18 protein-coding genes are annotated in these 17,132 nt (G+C 59.5%); 11 read left to right on the top strand and 7 right to left on the bottom strand.

Going from position 1 to position 17,132, the window contains the following annotated elements; translation table 11 throughout:
* Window positions 1–27: 27 nt before the first annotated feature.
* Complete coding sequence (locus L8I05_RS24440; RefSeq protein WP_242171881.1) at window positions 28–414, top strand: MAPEG family protein; 387 nt, start codon at window positions 28–30, stop codon at window positions 412–414.
* Window positions 415–670: 256 nt separating this feature from the next.
* Here the strand turns inward: L8I05_RS24440 and L8I05_RS24435 are convergent, their stop codons facing one another.
* On the bottom strand, window positions 671–1,855 hold the full coding sequence (locus L8I05_RS24435; protein ID WP_242171878.1) for an MltA domain-containing protein: 1,185 nt from the start codon (window positions 1,853–1,855) through the stop codon (window positions 671–673).
* A gap of 129 nt (window positions 1,856–1,984) precedes the next feature.
* Here L8I05_RS24435 and L8I05_RS24430 point away from each other — a divergent pair, with 129 nt between their 5' ends.
* Complete coding sequence (locus L8I05_RS24430; RefSeq protein WP_197626519.1) at window positions 1,985–2,434, top strand: cytochrome c; 450 nt, start codon at window positions 1,985–1,987, stop codon at window positions 2,432–2,434.
* A gap of 6 nt (window positions 2,435–2,440) precedes the next feature.
* On the opposite strand, the gene L8I05_RS24425 is transcribed toward L8I05_RS24430, so the two are convergent.
* The 5 genes from L8I05_RS24425 to L8I05_RS24405 form a co-directional block, all read right to left on the bottom strand.
* Entirely contained in the window at window positions 2,441–2,836 is a 396-nt protein-coding gene (locus tag L8I05_RS24425; protein WP_242171875.1) for a DUF1090 domain-containing protein, read from the bottom strand.
* A 68-nt stretch (window positions 2,837–2,904) separates the two neighbouring features.
* The gene (gene ligB, locus L8I05_RS24420) at window positions 2,905–4,569 is read right to left on the bottom strand and encodes an NAD-dependent DNA ligase LigB (protein ID WP_242171872.1); all 1,665 of its coding nucleotides are present in this window, start codon (window positions 4,567–4,569) and stop codon (window positions 2,905–2,907) included.
* A gap of 95 nt (window positions 4,570–4,664) precedes the next feature.
* Window positions 4,665–5,012: a hypothetical protein gene (locus L8I05_RS24415; protein ID WP_242171869.1), complete on the bottom strand. Its 348-nt coding sequence runs from the start codon at window positions 5,010–5,012 to the stop codon at window positions 4,665–4,667.
* 219 nt (window positions 5,013–5,231) lie between these two features.
* Complete coding sequence (metK, locus tag L8I05_RS24410) at window positions 5,232–6,422, bottom strand: methionine adenosyltransferase (protein ID WP_159960548.1); 1,191 nt, start codon at window positions 6,420–6,422, stop codon at window positions 5,232–5,234.
* Between the two features lie 19 nt (window positions 6,423–6,441).
* A complete protein-coding gene (locus tag L8I05_RS24405) occupies window positions 6,442–7,437 on the bottom strand; it encodes a metalloregulator ArsR/SmtB family transcription factor (RefSeq protein WP_242171868.1) in 996 nt (331 codons plus the stop codon).
* A gap of 259 nt (window positions 7,438–7,696) precedes the next feature.
* On the opposite strand from L8I05_RS24405, the gene tkt reads away from it, so the two are divergent.
* From tkt to L8I05_RS24365, 8 genes are all read left to right on the top strand, one after another.
* Window positions 7,697–9,694, top strand: coding sequence for a transketolase (gene tkt, locus L8I05_RS24400; protein WP_242171865.1), 1,998 nt, complete (start codon window positions 7,697–7,699; stop codon window positions 9,692–9,694).
* A gap of 138 nt (window positions 9,695–9,832) precedes the next feature.
* Window positions 9,833–10,888: an erythrose-4-phosphate dehydrogenase gene (gene epd, locus L8I05_RS24395; RefSeq protein ID WP_159960542.1), complete on the top strand. Its 1,056-nt coding sequence runs from the start codon at window positions 9,833–9,835 to the stop codon at window positions 10,886–10,888.
* Between the two features lie 17 nt (window positions 10,889–10,905).
* Window positions 10,906–12,069, top strand: a complete 1,164-nt coding sequence (locus L8I05_RS24390; protein ID WP_242171863.1) for a phosphoglycerate kinase — start codon at window positions 10,906–10,908, stop codon at window positions 12,067–12,069.
* 29 nt (window positions 12,070–12,098) lie between these two features.
* Window positions 12,099–12,326 carry a hypothetical protein gene (locus L8I05_RS24385; protein WP_159960539.1) on the top strand — a complete coding sequence of 76 codons (228 nt, stop codon included), beginning with the start codon at window positions 12,099–12,101 and terminating at the stop codon, window positions 12,324–12,326.
* 61 nt (window positions 12,327–12,387) lie between these two features.
* Window positions 12,388–12,720 (top strand): MliC family protein, encoded by a 333-nt coding sequence (locus L8I05_RS24380; RefSeq protein WP_119737525.1) that lies wholly within the window; start codon window positions 12,388–12,390, stop codon window positions 12,718–12,720.
* Between the two features lie 277 nt (window positions 12,721–12,997).
* A complete protein-coding gene (fba, locus tag L8I05_RS24375) occupies window positions 12,998–14,062 on the top strand; it encodes a class II fructose-bisphosphate aldolase (protein WP_003177554.1) in 1,065 nt (354 codons plus the stop codon).
* Window positions 14,063–14,191: 129 nt separating this feature from the next.
* Window positions 14,192–14,455: a helix-turn-helix transcriptional regulator gene (locus tag L8I05_RS24370; RefSeq protein WP_242171860.1), complete on the top strand. Its 264-nt coding sequence runs from the start codon at window positions 14,192–14,194 to the stop codon at window positions 14,453–14,455.
* Window positions 14,448–15,719 carry a type II toxin-antitoxin system HipA family toxin gene (locus L8I05_RS24365; protein ID WP_242171859.1) on the top strand — a complete coding sequence of 424 codons (1,272 nt, stop codon included), beginning with the start codon at window positions 14,448–14,450 and terminating at the stop codon, window positions 15,717–15,719. The genes L8I05_RS24370 and L8I05_RS24365 overlap by 8 nt, the downstream gene beginning before the upstream one ends.
* A 52-nt stretch (window positions 15,720–15,771) precedes the next feature.
* On the opposite strand, the gene L8I05_RS24360 is transcribed toward L8I05_RS24365, so the two are convergent.
* A complete protein-coding gene (locus L8I05_RS24360; protein ID WP_159960535.1) occupies window positions 15,772–16,065 on the bottom strand; it encodes a fructose-bisphosphate aldolase in 294 nt (97 codons plus the stop codon).
* A 658-nt stretch (window positions 16,066–16,723) separates the two neighbouring features.
* On the opposite strand from L8I05_RS24360, the gene L8I05_RS24355 reads away from it, so the two are divergent.
* On the top strand, window positions 16,724–17,119 hold the full coding sequence (locus L8I05_RS24355; RefSeq protein WP_242171854.1) for a hypothetical protein: 396 nt from the start codon (window positions 16,724–16,726) through the stop codon (window positions 17,117–17,119).
* Window positions 17,120–17,132 lie beyond the last annotated feature (13 nt).

The raw sequence follows: 17,132 nt of genomic DNA, 5'->3' as shown, positions 1-17,132 counted from the left end.
TGGCTAAAACTACAAAAGGAATCAGTGATGACGGTGGCTTTCTGGTGTGTGTTGATCGCAATTTTCCTGCCTTACCTGTGCACAGGTGTGGCCAAGTTCAGCGGCGGCAAGTTCGGGCCACGCCAGAACCACGACCCGCGTGCTTTCCTGGACACGCTCGAAGGGTTCGCCAAACGCGCCCACAGTGCGCAACTCAACAGCTTTGAAGTGACGCCGGCATTTGCTGCGGCGGTAATCATTGCGCACCTGGCCGGCACGGCGTCGCTGGTGACCATCAATGTGCTGGCGGTGATGTTTATCACCAGCCGCTTGCTGTACATCATTTGCTACCTGGCGGACTGGGCGATACTGCGTTCGCTGGTGTGGTTCGTAGGCATGGCGCTGATTGCGAGTTTCTTCTTTGTTTCGATCTAAGGCTTAGCGCACGTCCCCTGTGGGAGCGGGCTTACTGAGGTGAGCGGGCTTGTCGTGGCGAGCGGGCTTGCCCCGCGTTGGGCTGCGAAGCGGCCCCAGTAGGCACACCGAGTTCTTTCAGAAGAAACTCGGCGCCTGGTTTCAGGGCCGCTTCGCGCCCCAACGCGGGGCAAGCCCGCTCGCCACAACAAGCCCGCTCGCCACAACAAGTCCGCTTCACATAAGTTCTCATCCACATTTGCTTCTCGGCGGGCTGTCAGGTCCCGGCAGGCGCGTCCGGCACATGCGGCAACGCCGTGCCTTTTGGCCACAGCATCCAGATCTGCCCTTGCTGCTTCATATTCCCGGCCAATTCACCCGCCGCCTCACCGGTGCCCCAGAACAAGTCTGCGCGCACTTCGCCGGTGATCGCACCGCCGGTGTCTTGGGCTGCCACAGGTCGGGCGATCGGCGAACCGTCGGGTTTGGAGGTCGACAGCCACAACAGGCTGCCCAGCGGAATCACCTTGCGATCCACTGCCACGCTGTAACCGGCGGTCAGCGGCACATTCAGCGAACCGCGCGGGCCTTCGTTGCTGTCCGGGCGGGCGCTGAAAAACACATAGCTGGGGTTGCTCGCCAGCAGCTGCGGAATACGTTGCGGGTTAGCCTTCGCCCAGGCGCTGATGGCGCCCATGGTCACGTCTTCTTTTTTCAGCTCGCCTTGCTCCACCAGCCAGCGGCCGATAGGGCGGTAGGGGTAGCCGTTCTGGTCGCCGTAACCCACACGCAGTTGGCGCCCACCGGCCAGTTGAATACGCCCGGAGCCCTGGATTTGCAGGAATTGCAGGTCCATCGGGTTGGTCAACCAGGCAATCGGTTTGGCGGTGGAACCTTGGCCGTTGATGGTGCTGGCATCGTCATAGGGCTTGAGCACGCGACCTTCGAGGCGACCGCGCAGGCGCTTGCCCTTGAGTTCCGGGTAGATGCTTTCCAGGTTGACGATGATCAGGTCATCCGGCACGCCATACACCGGCACATGGGCGGTGGCGGTTTCGGTCAGGCTGCCGGGGTACACCGGTTCGTAGTAGCCGGTGATCAAGCCATTCGGCGTGTTGTCAGCCGAGCGCAGGCCGAACACATCCAGGCGCTCCTTGAGAAAGCCGCGAACCGCCACGGCATTGCCCGGCACGGCGGTGGCGGCTGCACAGGTCGCGCCCCAGACCGGGTCAGCCTTGAGGCGTTGGCAGGCGCTACGCCAGGATTCAAACCCGGCCAGCAGGTCGCTGTCGGAAACAGTCGGCAGCGCCTCCCACGGTGCGCTCACGTAGGTGGCGACAGCGTGGGGCTTAACGGTTTCATCTTTGCCGGCGTCTTTGCCGCCATCGCAGCCGGCGAGCAACGCGATCATCGGCAGAGCCCATACCAGGCGGCGGCTCCAAGGTTTCGAGGTGACATTCATGCACGTAATTCCTGAAGCGATTGCCCGCGCTTCAACGTCGGCGGGCAACCCTTATTATTAATAGGGCTATTGGTCTTTGCGGGCGGGGCGAGGATACTGGCCGCCGTTTCCCGTGACCTTGAAGCCATGATGACTTTTAAAAAACTGACCCTGGTATTGCTGGCCTGCCTGACCTTGTCCGCCTGCGGCGGTGTCGATCCGAACTCGCCTTTGGGTCAGCGCAAGGCGATTTTCAAACAGATGCTCAAGACCGGTGAAGACCTGGGCGGCATGTTGCGTGGGCGTATCCCGTTCGACGGGGCTAAATTCGCCGAAGGCGCGGCCAAGCTCGATGCGTTGTCCCACGAACCGTGGAAGCATTTCCCAAGCGTACGCGAGGAAGATCACACCAGCGCCAAGGATGACGTTTGGCAGCAACAGGCACGCTTCCAGGAGCTGGCCCGAAACCTTGAAGCGGCCACCGGTGAATTGGTGATCGCAAGCCAGGTGCAGCCTTACAAGGCCAGCAACCTGGGGCCTGCTGTGCAAAAAGTCGAAGATGCCTGCACGGCCTGCCATAAACAGTTCCGGGACCACTGACCGGGTTTACTGGTCGAGTTCTTCGACGGCGTCCTGCAGGTTTTTGCGCGACTGGGCGAGCTTGTCTTTGCGTTTGTTGATCTTGTCGGCGTCGCCTTTTTTCATCGCTTTGTCGAGGTCGGCCTGACGGCGGCTGACTTCGTGCTTGGCGTCGAGCACTTTGTTTTCACGCTCTTTGCGCAAGGATGCGTCGGTGCAGTTGGCGGTGACTTCGCTCAGGGCTTTTTCCAGGCCGGCTTGCTGTTCACTGTTGCCATGGGCCTTGGCTTGGTCGATCTGAGTACTGATGGCCTGGCGCTTGGCGGCGCAGCCTGTCAGTTGTGGCGCTTCTTCGGCAGCCAGCAGTGGGGCGCTCATGAGGCTTGCAAAGGTGAGCAGGGCAAACGGTGCGAGGAATTTCATGTAAGGCTCCAGAGTCGCAATCAAATGGCAGGATGAATTCTGCCGGGGTTAAAGGTGGCGAGCCGGGTTCAAAACCCGTCGATTCCCGCCACACGTAATGTTTCAGCCAATGCTTGTACCTGCGGGTCGCGGAAAAAAGCGCTCAGTTGCGCCGCGCGGCCCGCGCCGATGCCGTCGGTAGCCAGCCATGCCTGGGTGTCTTTGGCAGCCAGGGTTTGCCAGCCGCCATCCAGATCGTTGCGTGCTGAAGGCGGTAAGCCCAAGGCTTTGAGCCATTGTGCAAAAGGCCGTTGCCGTGCGCTTTGAATGCTCTCGAGCAATCGCGCACGACTGCGATCACCGAAGCCATCAATGTTAGCAAGCTCTGCCGCATCCAGGGTCAACCAATCGAGAAAGCCTGCGATTAGACCGGCCTGGATCAATATGTTCCACGTTTCGCGCCCTACGTGCGGCAAGGCCAAACCCTGGTTACCGCTCAGCCAGGTCAGGCGAGCGAGCAGTTGCTCCTCGCAGCCGGGGGCCAGCTGAAAGCAGCTCAAGGAATGAAAGTCTCGAGGGTTGGGTACTTGTACCGGCACCCTTGTCTCGTTGCGCAGAATCACTTGGTCCAGTCGAGGAATCACTTGGCCGGCCAGGGTGATGGACACCTGGTCACCGGGCCGGATATCCAGCGCATGCCAGCGTTTCAGGGAGCCGACGCTGACACGACTGATCTGCCGATCGTCCAGTCGCACCGGCTCCAGCTCCAGGATCGGGGTAATGCGCCCGGTGCGGCCGATTTTGAATTGAACCTTGCGCACCAGCGCCAGTGCCTTGGCAGCCGGGTACTTCCAGGCGACCGCCCAGTAAGGCGCGCTGACTTGCCAGCGTTTGGCCGGCGCGCGCGACGCCTGGTGCAACACCACGCCATCGCTGGCGAAGGGCAAAGGTTGGTTGTACCAGTAGGTGCGCCAGTGTGCGGCGTCAGCGATGTTTCGGATCGACTGGCTGTAGCGGCTGCTGTCGGTGAAGCCCCATCGTGCCAGTCTCGCCAGGCGCTCGGTAAAGTCAGCTGGGCCGTCAGGCCAGGCCCAGACAAACAAGCCGATGCCGGCGGCCTCGGCGTGGCTCAGCTGTCGGCGGTGCATCAGCCCGGCCACTTTGCTGCGTGCATTCACCCCGCCGTCGGTTGACTGCACATGATCGTCGAGGCGCCAATAGAGTTCGCCTTGCAGCACCAGGTCGATGGGGTCAGGCAGTTGCTGGACGATGCCGGTGATTTGGCGCGCGGCAGTCGACCAATCCTGGCCGAGCAGGCCGTTGCCCCGGCTGATGAGTTGGCTCAACTTGCCCTTGCGATACACCAATGTCACCGCAACACCGTCGACTTTGGGTTGAATCCACACGTCTTGGCGGGTCTTGAGCCAGTCATCGACAGCCTGTTCGTCCAGCAGCTTTTCCAGGCCGGTATGAGCGATCGGGTGAGCCTGCGTGCCCCGCGCGGTGGCCAGTGGGTTATCCGCCGCTGGCGCGGGTTGGGCAAAGCATTCTCGCCAGTGCGCCAGGCGCAGTCGGGCCTGATCGTAAAGCTCATCACTGACGGGGGATTGGCCGAGTCGATGATAGCTGTCATCCCACAGCTTGATCTGTTCAGCGAGGGTGCTGACCTGTGATCGAGCGTCCTCGGGGCAATCTTCAGCCCACGCCGAAAAAGGCAGGGCGCTGAGTAAAAGAGCAATCAGTAACCGCATCATGAGCATCCTTGCTCGGAAAGGGTGCCCAGCCTAAATGATCCACACAGCCACAAAAAAGCCCCGACGGCGCGGGGCTTTTTACTGGGTGTTTCTGCTTATTTGAACAGACCGCCCAAGGCTTTCACTGCATCGTTCTTATCAGCCTTGGCTTCCTGCGTTTGCTGCTTGGCGTCGACTTTGGCCTGGGACTCAGCCAATTTGTTGCAACCTTTGTTGACCTGGTCCTGCGCCGCTTTAAAGGCTTTCACTTTCAGCGTGTCGTTGGCAGCCTCGGCAGCATCGATCTTGGCTTGCAGGTCTTTGGCTTGCTGCTGGCAATTGCCGGAAGTGCCGCTCAGTTGGGAGCTCAGGGCACCACCCAGGGCGCTCAAATCGGCGGCGTGGGCAGGCAGGGCCAACAGGCTGAGCAGAAGGGCGGCAGGGGCGAGCGTGGAAATGCGCATGAAAACCTCAATGTTCGATTGCCTGCGCGCTTATGTATCCCGGGCTGGCGCAGGGCAATATCCAAGTAAGGTGAAGGGCCCGAGAGGGCGCGGATTCTAGAGGGCCATCATTTGGCCTGCAAGCATTGGATCCAAAAAATATAAGCGCCATCCGCAAATCATTCGACAATAAAAAGCCCCGCCGGGCGAACCCGGCGGGGCTTTTGGTGTAACGCGTGCTTACAGGCCGGCAGCAGTGCGCAGGTCGTTGGCGCGGTCGGTTTTTTCCCAGGTGAACGTGGTGAAGGTGTCGTTACCGACGGTCTTCTGCGCAGGGGTACGACCGAAGTGGCCGTAGGCTGCGGTTTCCTGGTACATCGGGTGCAGCAGGTCGAGCATGGTGGTGATCGCGTAAGGGCGCAGGTCGAAGATCTCACGCACCAGCTTGACGATCTTGTCATCGCTGATCTTGCCGGTACCGAAGGTATTCAGCGAGATCGACGTAGGCTGGGCCACGCCGATAGCGTAGGACACCTGGATTTCGCAACGCTCGGCCAGGCCGGCCGCGACGATGTTCTTGGCCACGTAACGACCGGCGTAGGCCGCCGAGCGGTCAACCTTGGACGGGTCTTTGCCGGAGAACGCGCCGCCGCCGTGACGGGCCATGCCGCCGTAGCTGTCGACGATGATCTTGCGACCGGTCAGGCCGCAGTCGCCCACCGGGCCGCCGATGATGAACTGGCCGGTCGGGTTGATGTGGAACTGGGTGTCCTTGGTCAGCAGTTCGGCAGGCAGCACGTGCTTGACGATCAGCTCCATCACGCCTTCGCGCAGGTCGGCGTAGGACACATCCGGGTTGTGCTGCGTCGACAGCACGACAGCGTCGATACCGACGACTTTGCCGCCTTCGTAGCGGCAGGTCACCTGGGACTTGGCGTCCGGGCGCAGCCATGGCAAGGCCCCCGATTTACGCGCTTCGGCCTGACGCTGCACCAACTGGTGCGAGAAGGTGATCGGTGCCGGCATCAGCACGTCGGTTTCGTTGCTGGCATAGCCGAACATCAGGCCTTGGTCGCCGGCGCCCTGATCTTCAGGCTTGGCACGGTCTACACCTTGGTTGATGTCGGGCGACTGCTTGCCGATGATGTTCATCACGCCGCAGGTCGCGCCGTCGAAGCCGACGTCGGAGCTGTTGTAGCCAATCTTGGTGATCACGTCGCGGACGATCTGTTCCAGGTCGACCCAGGCCGTGGTGGTCACTTCGCCGGCGATGATCGCCACGCCCGTTTTCACCAGAGTCTCGCACGCCACACGGGCGAACTTGTCTTCAGCAATGATGGCGTCCAGCACCGCATCAGAAATCTGGTCGGCGATTTTGTCCGGATGCCCTTCAGACACGGACTCGGAGGTGAAAAGGGAGTATTCGCTCATCTCGATGTTTTCCTGATATTTACCGATGGTGAGTGTCGCCAGCCGGCCGCTGAAAATGGCGGACCTGAATCTGGAAACCATTACGTAAACCTACATAGAGGCTTTCCCCGGGAACGAGTCCCGCAGCGGTGGCCCAACGGGCCAGATCGTCCTGTTCAAAACCCAGCCAGAGATCACCGCAGGCCTCCCTGGCCCAGCTCTGGTTGTGGCTGCATAAATCTGTGACCAGCAGGCTACCGCCGGGCTGCAGCAAATTTGCCATCTGCTTGAGGGCGTCGGCGGGGGCGGCGAAATGGTGCAAGACCATGTTCAGCACCACGCAGTCGGCCCGCAGGCTGGTGTCATTCAACGCGTCGGCCAACTGCAGGCTGACGTTGCCCAGCGCTTCGCGCTCGCAGAGCTGGCGCGCCAATTCAAGCATCGCCGGGCTGTTGTCCAGCGCCGTGACCTGGGCAAAGCGGCGCGCCAGTTCCGGCAGGAAACCACCGTCGCCAGGGCCAACTTCCAACGCCGTCGCCTCATCACTGAAGACCAGCTTGTCCAACAGCGCCAGTACGCTTTCGCGGTATTGGGGCAAACCGGCGATCAGGTCCTGTTGGGCGCGAAACTTCTCGGCAACCCGTGAGAAAAAGTCCTGGCTGGCCGCAGCGCGTTGCCCGTGGACCTGGGCGATGCGCGACTGCACATCGCTGGGCAACCCCAAACCGTCCACCTCTTCAAGCAGCGCGGCGTGCAGCTTGCCGCCAAGCAACTCGGTGTGGGGCAGGGCGCGGCGGTAAAAAATCGCGTTGCCTTCACGGCGTGTAGCCACCAGGTCGGCCTGGGCCAGGACCTTGAGGTGGTGGCTCATGCCGGACTGGCCGATGGCGAAGATTTGCGCCAGCTCCAGCACGCCGAAAGAATCGTTGGACAGCGCGCGTAATACGTTCAGGCGCAACGGATCACCCGCGGCCTTGCACAAGGCTGCCAGTTCATCGCCGTCGTCGGGACGCAAGGTGGGCGCAGATAGGTTCATAAGGCCAGCAGTCTAGTGACGGCTGGAAATCACCGCAAGGTCAATATCAAAAAGTTTTGATATTGGTCGATAATCGGTGGTTATAAGCAGCCGCTATAACCTTTAGACGAAGCAGTGGCGCTTTTCTGCAAGCGATTGCCGGCCAAACCGCAGGAAAAACACCGTCAAGTGACTATCTGTCATTGCCCGCAGGCGGTGGCTGAGGGAAAATGCCGGTCCTTTTTTCCGTTTCTTTTAAGCAAACCCCAGGAGATCAGCGATGCCCAGCCGTCGTGAGCGTGCCAACGCCATTCGTGCCCTCAGCATGGATGCCGTGCAAAAAGCCAACAGCGGCCATCCCGGTGCCCCGATGGGCATGGCGGATATCGCCGAGGTACTTTGGCGTGACTACCTGAAACACAACCCAAGCAACCCGTCGTTCGCCGACCGTGACCGCTTCGTGCTGTCCAACGGCCACGGCTCGATGCTGATCTACTCGCTGCTGCACCTGACCGGCTACGACGTCACCATTGATGACCTCAAGAGCTTCCGCCAGCTGCACAGCCGCACGCCGGGCCACCCTGAATTCGGCTACACCCCAGGCGTCGAGACCACCACCGGTCCCCTGGGCCAAGGCCTGGCCAACGCTGTCGGCTTTGCGCTGGCTGAAAAAGTGCTGGGCGCGCAGTTCAACCGTCCTGGCCACAACATCGTCGATCACCACACCTACGTGTTCCTGGGTGATGGCTGCATGATGGAAGGCATTTCCCACGAAGTCGCTTCCCTGGCCGGTACGCTGGGCCTGGGCAAGCTGATTGCCTTCTACGATGACAACGGCATCTCCATCGACGGCGAAGTCGAAGGCTGGTTCACCGACGACACCCCCAAGCGTTTTGAAGCCTACAACTGGCAGGTGATCCGCAACGTCGACGGCCATGATCCGGAAGAGATCAAGACCGCCATCGACACCGCCCGCAAGAGCGAGCAGCCGACCCTGATCTGCTGCAAGACCACCATCGGTTTCGGCTCGCCGAACAAGCAAGGTAAAGAAGACTGCCACGGCGCCCCATTGGGTGACGCGGAAATCGCCTTGACCCGCGAAGCGCTGAAGTGGAACCACGGCCCGTTCGAAATCCCGGCCGACATCTACGCCGAGTGGAGCGCCAAGGAAAAAGGCCTGGCGACCGAAGCCGAGTGGGACCAGCGTTTCGCTGCCTACTCCGCCGAATTCCCGGAGCTTGCCAACGAGCTGGTTCGCCGCCTGGCCGGTGACCTGCCTGCCGACTTCTCGGAAAAAGCCTCGGCCTACATCGCCGAAGTCGCGGTCAAGGGCGAGACCATCGCCAGCCGTAAAGCCAGCCAGAACACCCTGAACGCCTTCGGCCCGTTGCTGCCGGAAATTCTCGGCGGTTCGGCTGACCTGGCCGGTTCCAACCTGACCCTGTGGAAAGGTTGCAAAGGTGTCTCGGCTGAAGACGCCAGCGGCAACTACATGTACTACGGCGTGCGCGAGTTCGGCATGAGCGCCATCATGAACGGCGTGTCCCTGCACGGCGGCCTGGTGCCTTACGGCGCGACCTTCCTGATGTTCATGGAATACGCACGTAATGCGGTACGCATGGCCGCGCTGATGAAGAAGCGCGTGATTCATGTGTACACCCACGACTCCATCGGCCTGGGCGAAGACGGCCCGACGCACCAGCCGGTCGAGCAACTGACCAGCCTGCGTACCACGCCGAACCTGGATTGCTGGCGCCCAGCCGACGCGGTCGAATCCGCAGTGGCCTGGAAGCACGCCATCGAGCGTAAGGACGGCCCTTCGGCGCTGATCTTCTCGCGTCAGAACCTGCAGCACCAAGTGCGTACCGACGCGCAGATCGCCGACATCAGCCGTGGCGGTTATGTGCTGAAAGACTGCATCGGCGAGCCGGAGCTGATCCTGATCTCCACCGGTTCCGAAGTGGGCCTGACTGTTCAGGCGTACGACAAGCTGACCGCCCAAGGCCGCAACGTCCGTGTTGTGTCCATGCCGTGCACCAGCGTGTTCGAAGCCCAGGACGCCGGCTACAAGCAATCGGTTCTGCCTTTGCAGGTCAGCGCGCGTATCGCCATCGAAGCGGCTCACGCCGACTACTGGTACAAGTACGTGGGCCTGGAAGGCCGCGTGATCGGCATGACCACCTACGGTGAGTCGGCGCCGGCGCCAGCGTTGTTCGAAGAGTTCGGTTTCACCCTGGAAAACATCCTGGGTCAGGCTGAAGAGCTGCTGGAAGACTAAGTCAGTCTGCGTTGTTTGCACTGGCGCCATCGCGGGCAAGCCCGCTCCCACATTTGGATCGCGGTCTAGTGTGGGAGCGGGCTTGCCCGCGATGGCGTCAGAACATTCAACACCGAACTAACCTTGATCGAGAACCCCATGCCCCAACCGCGTCCCTACAAAGTTGCACTCAACGGCTACGGCCGCATTGGTCGTTGCGTCTTGCGTGCTCTGTTCGAGCGAGGGGCGGCGGCCGGGTTTGAAATTGTCGCGATCAACGATTTGGCCGACATGGCCAGCATCGAATACCTGACACGCTTTGACTCCACCCACGGCCGCTTCCCTGGCGAAGTGCGGGTCGAAGGCGACTGTCTGCATATCAATGGCAACTGCGTGCAGGTCTTGCGCAGTGCCACCCCCGAAGGCATCGACTGGAAAGCACTGGGCGTCGACCTGGTGCTGGAATGTTCGGGTGTCTACCACACCCGTGCCGATGGCCAGCGTTTTCTCGACGCCGGCGCGCCGCGTGTGCTGTTTTCCCAGCCGATGGCCAGCGAAGCGGATGTCGACGCCACCATCGTCTACGGCATCAACCAGGACTGCCTGACCGGCAACGAGCTGCTGGTGTCCAACGCGTCCTGCACCACCAACTGCAGCGTGCCGCTGTTGCGCCTGCTGGATCAGGCGATTGGCCTGGATTATGTGTCGATCACCACGATCCACTCGGCGATGAACGACCAGCCGGTGATCGACGCCTATCACCATGAAGACCTGCGCCGCACACGCTCGGCGTTCCAGTCGGTGATTCCGGTGTCTACCGGCCTGGCCCGTGGCATCGAAAGATTGTTACCGGAACTTGCCGGACGAATTCAGGCCAAAGCCGTACGGGTGCCGACGGTGAACGTGTCCTGCCTGGACATCACCATGCAAACCGTCAGCGACACCGATGCGACTGAGGTCAACCGGATATTGCGCGACGCCGCCACCAGCGGCCCGCTCAAGGGCCTTTTGGCCTACACCGAGTTGCCGCACGCCAGTTGTGATTTCAACCATGACCCGCATTCGGCGATTGTCGATGCCAGCCAGACCCGCGTTTCCGGCCCACGGCTGGTGAACATCCTGGCTTGGTTCGACAACGAATGGGGGTTTGCCAACCGAATGCTGGATGTTGCGGAACATTATCTGCACATCGCCTCCAAACAACCTCAACAGTAACTCAGGAACTGCGACCCATGACCGTGTTGAAGATGACCGACCTCGATCTGCAAGGTAAGCGCGTGCTGATCCGCGAAGACCTCAACGTCCCAGTCAAGGACGGTGTTGTCACCAGCGATGCGCGAATCCTGGCTTCGCTGCCGACCATCAAGCTGGCCCTGGAAAAAGGTGCGGCCGTGATGGTCTGCTCCCACCTGGGTCGCCCGACCGAAGGTGAGTTCTCCGCCGAAAACAGCCTCAAGCCGGTAGCCGAGTACCTCAGCAAAGCCCTGGGCCGTGACGTGCCGCTGGTGGCTGACTACCTGGGCGGCGTTGACGTAAAAGCCGGCGACATCGTGCTGTTCGAAAACGTGCGCTTCAACAAGGGCGAGAAAAAGAACAGCGACGAGCTGGCCCAGCAATACGCGGCCCTGTGCGACGTGTTCGTGATGGACGCTTTCGGTACTGCGCACCGCGCCGAAGGTTCGACCCACGGCGTGGCCAAGTTCGCCAAAGTCGCCGCAGCCGGCCCATTGCTGGCCGCTGAACTGGACGCGCTGGGCAAGGCCCTGGGCGCTCCGGCCCAGCCAATGGCTGCCATCGTTGCCGGCTCCAAGGTTTCCACCAAGCTGGACGTGCTCAACAGCCTCAGCCAGATCTGCAACCAGCTGATCGTCGGCGGCGGCATTGCCAACACGTTCCTGGCCGCAGCCGGGCACCCAGTGGGCAAGTCGCTGTACGAGCCGGACCTGCTCGACACCGCCCGTGCCATCGCTGCCAAAGTCAGCGTGCCGCTGCCGGTGGACGTGGTAGTCGCCAAGGAATTCGCTGAAAGCGCGGAAGCCACCGTCAAGCTCATCGCTGATGTGGCGGCTGACGACATGATCCTGGACATCGGCCCGCAAACCGCAGCCAACTTTGCGGAGCTGCTGAAGTCGTCCAAAACCATTCTGTGGAACGGCCCGGTTGGCGTGTTCGAGTTCGACCAGTTCGGCAACGGCACCAAAGTACTGGCCCACGCCATCGCTGAAAGCTCGGCATTCTCCATCGCCGGCGGTGGCGATACCTTGGCGGCCATCGATAAATATGGCGTTGCTGACCAGATCTCCTACATTTCTACCGGTGGCGGCGCATTCCTCGAATTCGTCGAGGGCAAAGTGCTGCCGGCCGTTGAAGTGCTGGAAACCCGGGCCAAAGGCTAAGGCTCGTGATCCGGAAAAGGAGTATTCCCATGATCAAGTCGTTGGCACTGGTGATCGCAGCGGGCCTGTTGGCCGGCTGCGGCAGCACGCCAAGCGCTAAGCCTGTGGCCGCAGAGCCTGCGCCGGGGCAAAAAAAGAGCTGCTACCAGGCTGACTGGCAAGCCGAAACCATGCCGGTGATCAACAAGCGCATCGGCAATGAGCGGTTGGAGAAATACGACGCCGCGCCCAACGGTCAGGAACAGGGTTGCCCCTGACGGGTCTGATCAACTAACCGACAGCAGTGGCGGCCCTTGGGCCGTCGTTCGAGGATTGGCAATGAAAGGCGTTTTCGCCCTGGCAGCCCTGGCTCTATTGGCCGGTTGCAGCAGCATGAACATGTTCAACAAGGCAGAGCCTGCCGACAAGTGGACCACCTGGACCTGCGACAGCAAGGCCGAGGTCAACTGGCGCTTTGCCAACCAGGCCCGCTCCGAAGTGGATGTACGCCTCGGCGGTTCGGACCAGGTTTATCGCCTTAAACAGGACGTCGCTGCCTCGGGCGTGCTGTACAGCAATGACCAGCTGGCGTTTCATCAAAAAGGTGAGGAAGGCCTGATCTACTGGGTCGCCACCGATGATTTGATCGGGCGGGGCTGCAAAGCCCAGTAAGAACACGATCTCAAGATAAATGAGATCTAAATGTGGGAGCTGGCTTGCCTGCGATTGCGGTGGGCCTGCAAAACAAATGTTGTCTGATCTGCCCCCATCGCAGGCAAGCCAGCTCCCACATTGATCGGCTTTTTCAGTGGTGTCAGCACACGGCCACGCCAGCAATAACGATTCAGCAAGCCAAGCCTTAACCCCTTGGCCTGCAATAACTTGAATAGCAGCCGCCGCTACGGCAGGCTTGCACGATTAACGACCCACGATCGGGAGAGACAACACAATGGCACTTATCAGCATGCGTCAAATGCTGGACCACGCAGCCGAGTTCGGCTACGGCGTCCCAGCCTTTAACGTCAACAACCTTGAGCAGATGCGCGCCATCATGGAAGCCGCTGACAAGACCGACTCCCCAGTGATCGTCCAGGCTTCGGCCGGTGCCCGCAAATACGCCGGCGCGCCATTCCTGCGTCACCTGATCCTCGCTGCGATCGAAGAATTCCCGCACATCCCGGTGTGCATGCACCAGGATCACGGCACCAGCCCTGACGTGTGCCAGCGCTCCATCCAACTGGGCTTCAGCTCGGTGATGATGGACGGCTCCCTCGGCGAAGACGGCAAGACCCCAACCGACTACGAGTACAACGTACGCGTGACCCAACAGACCGTGGCCATGGCTCACGCCTGCGGCGTTTCGGTTGAAGGCGAGCTGGGCTGCCTGGGTTCGCTGGAAACCGGTATGGCCGGCGAAGAAGACGGCATTGGCGCCGAAGGCGTGCTGGATCACAGCCAAATGCTGACCGACCCGGAAGAAGCCGCCGACTTCGTCAAGAAGACCCAAGTGGATGCCCTGGCCATCGCCATCGGCACCAGCCACGGCGCCTACAAGTTCACCAAGCCGCCTACCGGCGACGTGCTGGCCATCGACCGCATCAAGGAAATCCACAAACGCATCCCGAACACCCACCTGGTGATGCACGGTTCTTCCTCGGTGCCACAAGAGTGGCTGGCGATCATCAACCAATACGGCGGCGACATCAAAGAAACCTACGGCGTGCCGGTTGAAGAAATCGTCGAAGGCATCAAGTACGGCGTGCGCAAGGTCAACATCGACACCGACCTGCGCTTGGCATCCACCGGCGCCATGCGTCGCCTGATGGCCACCAACCCGAGCGAATTTGACCCACGTAAATTCTTCGGCGCCACCGTAACCGCCATGCGTGACGTGTGTATCGCACGTTACGAAGCCTTTGGTACTGCCGGTAATGCTTCGAAGATCAAGCCGATCTCGTTGGAAGCGATGTACCAGCGTTACCTGAAAGGCGAGTTGAACGCTAAGGTGAACTGAGCTTCAGGCGTTTAAACAAAAGCCCGCAGCGATGCGGGCTTTTTTGTGGCTGTGAATGAGTCGACGTAAGGTTATTTGAAATGTCCGTCATAGCGGACATAATCGAATATATTCGTTAAAAAGTCCCATATGGGTGACATTTTGCTGATCACCAATCCCCCCTCATTTGGCGAGCGGCTCAAACAGCTGCGCCGAGCCAAGAAATACAGCCAGCAACAGCTCGCGGAAAAAGCTCGATGCAGTCGCAAGACGATCATTGATCTTGAGGCGGGGGAAAACGTGGCTATGTACACCGTCTTCAGGGTTATCACCGCCCTTGGCATGGCGCTGGAAGTCGTTGACCGGCGAATCGACCTTAAATCCCTCGCCGAACTGGTCGAGCACGATGAGTAAGATCAAGTTACTCAACATCACTACGCCTCAAGGCATGGCCGGCGAACTGTCCAGGGGCTCACAGTTTTCGTTTGCTTACGCCTCTGCGCAGGCTTCCTGCGAAGTGTCACTGGTGATTCCATACGACCCGACGCCAGTGGTCAGCAACGTATTGCATCCGATTTTTGATATGAATGTGCCGGAGGGCTTCCTGGCTGATCAGATTAAGCGTCGTATGGCCAAGCACATGCAAGTGGATGAAATGCGCTTGCTGTCGATCATCGGCGGCAACCAGATTGGTCGACTGAGTTACGAAAATCCCATTGAGGCTTCTGCGCCAGTGAAGGCGCAGGTCGGGTTACAGGAAATTCTGTCTGCAGATACCTCGCAGGGCGTATTCGATTTCCTCGTCGAGACCTATTTCGAGTCAGGTATTTCCGGGGTGCAGCCGAAGGTGTTGGTGCCTGATCTGGATAAGCTGACAGGCAATCGTAAAACGATGCTCAGTTCCGACTTGATCGTGAAGTCCGGCGCTGATGAATATGCTCACTTGGCTCAGAATGAATTTCTCTGTTTGGAAGCTGCTCGCCTCGCCGGCTTGGAAACGCCGCGTTTCTGGCTGTCTGAAAGGGGCGATCTCTTTGTCATGGAGCGCTTTGATCTGACTGAGTCGGGCAGGTTGGGTTTTGAGGATATGGCGGTGTTGTTGGGGCTTAACAAAGACCCTCACGATAACTACAAATACTCCCAAAGCTACGAAACGCTTGCTGCGGTAATCAACGAGGTTTGCCGGCATGGCGATGTGCTGCGTGAGCTTGAACGTTTTTTCTCATACGTTTGCTTGTCGGTCATGGTGCGCAATGGCGATGCCCACCTGAAAAATTTCGGTGTGCTCTATACCCACCCTGGAGCCCCTGAAACCGTGCAGTTGGCCCCTGTATTCGACGTGACGACCACTACCGTGTACGAGAATTACAATCCCAAGTCTGGTCAGTCACTGGTCGACCGCACCTTGGCTATCAAGATGAACAAGGTGAAGGCCTATCCGGATCGTCAGCAACTGATCGAATTTGGCCGCAAGCACTGCGGTGTGGCAAACCCAGGGATGATTATTGAGCGAATCAGCGACGCCATGTCCGAGGCACTACGCGCTCATCAAGTACGGATTGACGTTGAACTGTTTACAGCGATGCAGAAAGAATGGGACGCAGGCCGTACGATGGCGCTGCATGACTCTGTTGCGTCGGGTATGCGTCGAAAGCCAGTGGTAACACGTGCGCCTTAAGAGCCTACGAAAAGCCCGCAGCGATGCGGGCTTTTTTGTGGCTGGGATTTGATCAGGCAGCGTCAGGCTTATCGAAACCACGGTGTTCGATGACACGAAACACATCGCTCACGTCCTGCACCAGAATGCGCGCTGTATTGGCGATGTTATTCAAGTCGCGCTCGGCGAAGTCCGGCAAGCTGGAGCAGGCGATCAGGTTGAGGTGTTCAAGGGCTGCGTTTAGGCGTTCGCGCAGGCAGGCGTGGAGGTCGAGCAGTGGGGCGTCGCTGTCGATTAACAGCACGGGGTAATCGGTGGCGGTTTCGGTGCATGGGGTGAAGCGGCGGGGTGGTAGTTGTTGGGTCATGGCAAATATTCCTCGTATCTAAAAGGACTACCGCCGTTCGCTGCGAAACGAATGGGTGGTAGCTGTGTGCGGGTTCGCAGACCGAGGATACGAGGAACCCGGCAGACCCGAAGGTCTCCCACACACAGCCACCATAAAGTAAACGCCGAACGCAGAAGCGCCGTCGTTGCATTCATGATGCTTGGTTACACACGTATCGTTAGGGCTGCGAAACCCTATCGCCGGTCAATGCCAGCGACGGGGCGAACTATAAGCGCCGATCTGGCCGGCCGCAACGGCTGCGTAGGAAGAACACTGGACCTTCTGCCAAAGCCTAACCCCTGTGGGAGCCGGGCTTGCCCGCGATGGCGGCGTGTCAGTTAACGCAAATAATGGCTGAACCACCGCTATCGCGGGCAAGCCCGGCTCCCACAGGGAATAGTGAGGGGGTTGAGTATTTGGATTAACCGGTGAATTGTCCTTTAGCTAATCGGACATTGCCTACAAATCGAAAGGCCCCCGAATTCACAATCGGAAGTTTCCGGGAAGGGATATGTTGTTTTCTGTTTGTTTCTCCAGTTGTTCTGTTTTAGTCGTGCGTCATTGAAAGTGCGCTTTTATCGTCATCGAATCATTTAAGGTTCGGGCCTTGATGCTATTCAATGATGGAGAATTGATGATGAATTTTATTAAAGTCGTTGGCGCTGTTCTGGTGTTGGCGGTAACTGGGTCTTTTGCCTACGCGGATAGCCGGATATTCACCGCGTCTGTTGATAATAAAGGCCAGGTCATTGCGCAATCGCCCCAGTGGCTGAAAGAGGTGAAGTTAACGGCGCAGCCTGATTATTTCTCGGAGTACAAAGTCCGCTTTGTGCCCGGCGTGTTTGAACAGCCGCCGCGTTTCTGTAATGTCTCGGTAACCGATGTAAGCTCCAATGATCATATCTTCTATGGCCATGCCAAGTTGGGCAGTCTGCCGGCAATTAATTACGTGAATGTATTGACGCTTAAGGTGGGCGACAATAAACCGGCGGGTGATTCGTCGATGGGTTTCATGTTGATGTGTGTTGAATAAATAATACTACTCA

The sequence above is a fragment of the Pseudomonas sp. MONT-RG-20F-20-E-7-02 genome, from assembly GCF_022662395.1.
Classification (GTDB): Bacteria; Pseudomonadota; Gammaproteobacteria; order Pseudomonadales; family Pseudomonadaceae; genus Aquipseudomonas.
The sequence above is the reverse complement of the archived record's forward strand: the minus strand, read 5'-3'. Positions and strand labels throughout refer to the sequence as shown.

Excerpts from the sequence above, each read along its gene's own strand:
- L8I05_RS24440 (WP_242171881.1), top strand. The coding sequence starts at position 28 with ATGACGGTGGCTTTCTGGTGTGTGTTGATCGCAATTTTCCTGCCTTAC.
- L8I05_RS24435 (WP_242171878.1), bottom strand. The coding sequence starts at position 1,855 with ATGAATGTCACCTCGAAACCTTGGAGCCGCCGCCTGGTATGGGCTCTG.
- L8I05_RS24430 (WP_197626519.1), top strand. The coding sequence starts at position 1,985 with ATGACTTTTAAAAAACTGACCCTGGTATTGCTGGCCTGCCTGACCTTG.
- L8I05_RS24425 (WP_242171875.1), bottom strand. The coding sequence starts at position 2,836 with ATGAAATTCCTCGCACCGTTTGCCCTGCTCACCTTTGCAAGCCTCATG.
- ligB (WP_242171872.1), bottom strand. The coding sequence starts at position 4,569 with ATGATGCGGTTACTGATTGCTCTTTTACTCAGCGCCCTGCCTTTTTCG.
- L8I05_RS24415 (WP_242171869.1), bottom strand. The coding sequence starts at position 5,012 with ATGCGCATTTCCACGCTCGCCCCTGCCGCCCTTCTGCTCAGCCTGTTG.
- metK (WP_159960548.1), bottom strand. The coding sequence starts at position 6,422 with ATGAGCGAATACTCCCTTTTCACCTCCGAGTCCGTGTCTGAAGGGCAT.
- L8I05_RS24405 (WP_242171868.1), bottom strand. The coding sequence starts at position 7,437 with ATGAACCTATCTGCGCCCACCTTGCGTCCCGACGACGGCGATGAACTG.
- tkt (WP_242171865.1), top strand. The coding sequence starts at position 7,697 with ATGCCCAGCCGTCGTGAGCGTGCCAACGCCATTCGTGCCCTCAGCATG.
- epd (WP_159960542.1), top strand. The coding sequence starts at position 9,833 with ATGCCCCAACCGCGTCCCTACAAAGTTGCACTCAACGGCTACGGCCGC.
- L8I05_RS24390 (WP_242171863.1), top strand. The coding sequence starts at position 10,906 with ATGACCGTGTTGAAGATGACCGACCTCGATCTGCAAGGTAAGCGCGTG.
- L8I05_RS24385 (WP_159960539.1), top strand. The coding sequence starts at position 12,099 with ATGATCAAGTCGTTGGCACTGGTGATCGCAGCGGGCCTGTTGGCCGGC.
- L8I05_RS24380 (WP_119737525.1), top strand. The coding sequence starts at position 12,388 with ATGAAAGGCGTTTTCGCCCTGGCAGCCCTGGCTCTATTGGCCGGTTGC.
- fba (WP_003177554.1), top strand. The coding sequence starts at position 12,998 with ATGGCACTTATCAGCATGCGTCAAATGCTGGACCACGCAGCCGAGTTC.
- L8I05_RS24370 (WP_242171860.1), top strand. The coding sequence starts at position 14,192 with ATGGGTGACATTTTGCTGATCACCAATCCCCCCTCATTTGGCGAGCGG.
- L8I05_RS24365 (WP_242171859.1), top strand. The coding sequence starts at position 14,448 with ATGAGTAAGATCAAGTTACTCAACATCACTACGCCTCAAGGCATGGCC.
- L8I05_RS24360 (WP_159960535.1), bottom strand. The coding sequence starts at position 16,065 with ATGACCCAACAACTACCACCCCGCCGCTTCACCCCATGCACCGAAACC.
- L8I05_RS24355 (WP_242171854.1), top strand. The coding sequence starts at position 16,724 with ATGAATTTTATTAAAGTCGTTGGCGCTGTTCTGGTGTTGGCGGTAACT.